Consider the following 4,453-nt stretch of genomic DNA (forward strand, 5'->3'; position numbering starts at 1 on the left):
GTGATACGTTGATATCTCATCGCCCACAAAGCCGCATGCACGGTAAAAAGGCGCTGCATTGAGGGTGGATTCGAGCGTTAGCAATCGCAAGCCCTGTTCTTTCGCTAGGTGCTCTAAAAACTGGAGCATCTTTTTCGCCGCGCCCCTGCCACTGTAATCTGGCTCAACAAAGATGGCATCAACTACACCAGTTTGTGTGTTGAGCTTACCGCTACCGATAACCTGCCCGTCTATTTCAGAGACGTAAAACGTATCAACCACGTCGGCAATAAAACGCTCAGACACGCTACCCTGCGTCCAAAGTGAAAGCTGCTCTTCCGTATAGTGTGCCGAACACTTTGCTAAAATAGCTCGGTTTCTTAAATCAAAAATAGCTTGTGCATCGCTTTGGCTAGCTTTTCTAATGATGATCAAAACGCGTCCTTGTTTGTGTGGGTCGAGTGGCTGTGTGTTGTGTAGAGAAGGTAAAGAGTTTGTATTCTTGTCTGGCTAAGCGGAGCAAGTCCAGTATCATCTTAATGCCTTTGCTATGTTTGTAGCTAATTGAGGCTACTGACCGTTTAAAAACTACGTCTACTCAATTCTTTTGTGGCGTTGATCTCGCCAACTACCACTTTTCTCTTCACGCGGTGAATGACCACGGAAAAGTCATTCTCCATAAATCTGTTTCACGCGCTAAGCTACTGGCTAAATTAGCAAATATGCCTACGATGTGCATAGGTATTGAGGCCTGTAGTGGGGCACATTATTGGGCCAGAGAATTCAACAAGCTCGGCCACGATACCCGCATCATGGCCGCAAAGTATGTCGATCCTTATCGCACAAGAAGAAAAAATGACCTGAACGATGCCGTTGCCATTTGTGACGCTGTTCAGCGTCCAAACAGCCGGTTCATTCCTGTTAATTCACTCGAACGCCAAGCGATTATCGCGAGTCATCATGTACGTGAACATTGGGTCAATGAACGTGCGCTTGGGTTAGCTGAGGCCCTGTCACAGGATTGCAGGCAGCGGTGAGACCGCAGTAAGAGACCTTCTATATGTGTTTGCCGTAAGCAACGACTTAATGGCATAAATGACAGTACGAAGTAGACGACTTTGTTGTTCGAGAGCATTGGCTGCTGAAGCAGCCAATGCCAACAAAAAACGCTATTGCCTATTGACCGGAGAAGAGCTCATATGTGTTATGTGTCATTCCGCCGGCCAGTAGATCTTGACCAGGGGAATGAGCACACGGCCCTCCATATCGAAGGCTTCATAGTGGCTGATTATCAGGGAGGTAAGTTCGTCTGAACTCAGCAGCGTAAGTGGAACATTTGAACGGYCAGCCTCGTATTTCGCATCTTTAGAAAAGCCGCCTGTGCTGACGTAAAGCGCACGATCACCTTCGCGTAGGGCACCTAGAAAACTACGTATCTCTTGTGATCCCATGGTGGTGTTTTGCTGGTGTTTGACTTCGACTTTTATTCTTGGTGATTCGAGCCCTAAGCCATCCGGTGAAGCAAATACATCCACGCCACGATCAGGACCTTTGGGCGTGACCTTAGTTTTGTAGCCCATGGCTCTGAGAAGCGCAGCGACCAATTCTTCCATCTCCTCAGCCGACAACGCCAACACTCTGTCTCGAATTAGTTCGTGCGCCCGTGAAACTGTGTCTTCTTTTAAAAGGTCAAGCTCTTCTTTCTCTTCCTTCGGACCAACGGGAGTGGCATCTGTAGTGCTTCCGGACAACACAGCATCGATATCAGCTGCGACTTCTTCGTTGACGCTAAAAAGAGTTAATGTGCTCCCGAGAGAGTTCCTCGARCTCACCTTGAGCTTATCTCTAGGCACCTCACCTACCCAGTTCACCTTTCTGCACTGGGCGTGATCCCGAACGGCGTCAGTTCTGTATTCGTAATCACCTACTATTTCACCGACAAGATAAATTCTTGTTTCTGGGTTGTACGAGATGACTTTCGACCCCTTATCCAACAAGTTTCGAAATTTGAAGATCATTGCGACGGCATTTCCTGCCTTCGAAGCATGCTCTCCCGGATAAGCCTCTGTGTATCTGGCGCGTATTTCATCCTGACTCACTGCATTGGTTAAATCACCAACAGCGTTCCAACCGATGGCGATGTACCCCTTAGCGAAGTCATCGATCACATACGCGCTTTCACCAGCCCGGACCATCCACATTGATTCACTCACAGTCTCCTCCTCTCTGCTGTTTTTTTTTGACACATAACGCTAAGAACAGTTGCAAAATATTTGGCACTACACTTTGGGAACCAAAATTCGTGACATATATTTTGTCAATCGCTTCGCCTTGTTAAGGCGCTAATCTCGAATCACGTGCTGTTGCCTGCGATTCTCATCTATCTCAAGTATTTCTTTTCCCTTAGCCAACTGTTCTTCTGATGGTTCTGGCAGTTCTGAAAACCATTTTTCCCAACGTTTTGAGATAGCATTAATAGATACCTCGTCAAACATTCCTTTGTGCAATTGTTTTTTAATCAGTGGATACAATTGAGGAGCAAGCTCTTTACCCTCTATATGACGCTTAAATATCCATATGTATATATCAACTAGCTCCAAACCTACGCTTTCCGTACCCGGAGTGCATTCGATAGGAACTGTTGGCATGTTCCTGTAATCTACAACGGGAAGTCCGGGCCCCAATGCCATTGGTTCACCGAACTTAGATGCATTTTGATAGTGCTCTGTAATTATCTCTTGGGCTATGTTAAATTGTGATTGTCTATCAACAATTACTTTCTTAGATTTGGATTTCGATTTTTCGAGCCGCCGAGCAATTCCGTGTAATACAGATTGAAACCCGATTAAGTTAGGTGATATTTGTAATCGATCTTTTTTAGATGCTGCATTATAAGAAATTTTACTTGGGTTCTTAATAACCCATTTCAACGCATCGAAAATAAGCGTTTTTGACCGTTCATCCGGCAACCAATGAACCCTATCTAGCACTCTATTACACACATTAATCAGATGTTCATTTGCCAACTCATCTTTGATGGTAATTCGCGCTGTCCAAGCTTCTTTTGCCATTTCTTCGTCAAATAAATATGCGATCTTCAATAACAACACATACCGCATTGGTGTCCAATAACCGGTCCAAGTTATAGCAGGATTTACACCTTGATCAAACACCTGATCAAAAAAAGCAATAATTGCATGATCTGCTTTTGCTACACGATAAAAATCAAACTTGGTGTCATATTTTTTCTGTATTTTCTCAAGATCTTTGACTATCTCAGCTAAACGCCCATTACCTAATTCAGCTGCATGTAAACGCTCCACATTAAGCTTTGCTCTTAGCTTTTTGACAACATCCAAAGCCAATACATCTACATTCAGTTTTGAACTCAATACTCCGTAATACAAAAACGGTTGATTCTCATCAAATAGCTCCAAGCCCGTTTGACCACTTTCATCTACATAAAAGTACATATATGTTCCTTTGTACACTTTGCGCCTTAACGCCCGCAACACCGGACAATTTGGAGCGCAGCGGAAAATTGTTCCGAGTGATTGCGCTTGTTAGAGGCTATTCATGTAGCCATTAAGCTCTGTTATTAGCTGTGACGTATGATCCTTGTGTTCGTCTTTTATGATTCGCTTGCTATCAAGAAGACCATCTACAGCTTCGGTTGCCTTTCTTTCCTTTTTCGTTCGTATATCCTCTGCACATATATGAACAAAATGAAAATCTGGAAATTCCGATTTAAGCTTAGGAACCTCGTCAGCCTTATCTCCATCTAGGATTGCAGCTACTTTCTTAAATCCTAGATCTTGTAGAAGGAAGCAYATAAAACTAATATTCGATGCTCCTCCGGCTCCCCAACCGAAAAATGAAGCCGATATATCTAGGCCCAGCTGTTCCGCAATATTGGGAAATAAAAGAACATCTTCTTGACCTTCAACGACGATAACTCCATCCTCCTGAAAAAATAACTCCCTTGCATCTAACCCAAATGTATGCGGGTTATAAATATTACCGCTAGCTAGTTTTTCAATTACTCCTCTTCCATCAGCGGATAGTTGATAGATTTCGGTTCCACTTCCATCATTGATGACTCGCACCAGTTGCGATCCATTGATAATTGACTTGATATCAACGAAATAGGGTGAATGAGTCGAGATAATAATCTGTCTATCTTTAGAATAATCGTTCAGGAGATTAAATACACGTTTTTGTAAAGCAGGGTGCAGCGAAAGCTCGGGCTCATCTATAACAATGACGTCGCCAGGCTTTGAATCGTACAAGGAGTCAACAATGGCAAATATGCTCACAATGCCCTCGCCCATACCATCACTAGTATGAGAGTTATCACCATTATAGAATTTTAGAAAATATTGCCCCTGATCAGATTGATCAATCGACCATTCGGGTTTAAATGGCAAGACTTTATGAAGAATTTCATTAAACGCTTCTTGATTTTCCAATATAT

Annotated in this window: 4 protein-coding genes and 1 pseudogene; 1 reads left to right on the plus strand and 4 read right to left on the minus strand. The window is 43.5% G+C overall.

What is annotated here, in order from left to right:
- The coding region (locus tag BZG83_RS15895; protein ID WP_077482005.1) for a GNAT family N-acetyltransferase at window positions 1–414 on the minus strand (414 nt) is incomplete at its 3' end.
- A gap of 128 nt (window positions 415–542) precedes the next feature.
- Here BZG83_RS15895 and BZG83_RS15900 point away from each other — a divergent pair.
- Window positions 543–968: pseudogene (locus tag BZG83_RS15900) on the plus strand (IS110 family transposase); the annotation flags it as partial.
- A 222-nt stretch (window positions 969–1,190) separates the two neighbouring features.
- Here BZG83_RS15900 and BZG83_RS15905 read toward each other — a convergent pair.
- From BZG83_RS15905 to BZG83_RS15915, 3 genes are all read right to left on the minus strand, one after another.
- Window positions 1,191–2,192 carry a restriction endonuclease gene (locus tag BZG83_RS15905; RefSeq protein WP_241828303.1) on the minus strand — a complete coding sequence of 334 codons (1,002 nt, stop codon included), beginning with the start codon at window positions 2,190–2,192 and terminating at the stop codon, window positions 1,191–1,193.
- A 129-nt stretch (window positions 2,193–2,321) separates the two neighbouring features.
- Window positions 2,322–3,452: a DUF3800 domain-containing protein gene (locus BZG83_RS15910; RefSeq protein ID WP_077482007.1), complete on the minus strand. Its 1,131-nt coding sequence runs from the start codon at window positions 3,450–3,452 to the stop codon at window positions 2,322–2,324.
- 90 nt (window positions 3,453–3,542) lie between these two features.
- Window positions 3,543–4,453: ATP-dependent nuclease (locus BZG83_RS15915; RefSeq protein ID WP_108744067.1), on the minus strand; the 911-nt coding region annotated here is incomplete at its 5' end.

The organism is Salinivibrio sp. PR919, from assembly GCF_001995355.1.
Taxonomy (GTDB): Bacteria; Pseudomonadota; Gammaproteobacteria; order Enterobacterales; family Vibrionaceae; genus Salinivibrio; species Salinivibrio proteolyticus.

What these genes read in the sequence shown, in the direction of transcription:
- BZG83_RS15910 (WP_077482007.1), bottom strand. Translation starts at nt 3,452, where the DNA reads ATGTACTTTTATGTAGATGAAAGTGGTCAAACGGGCTTGGAGCTATTT.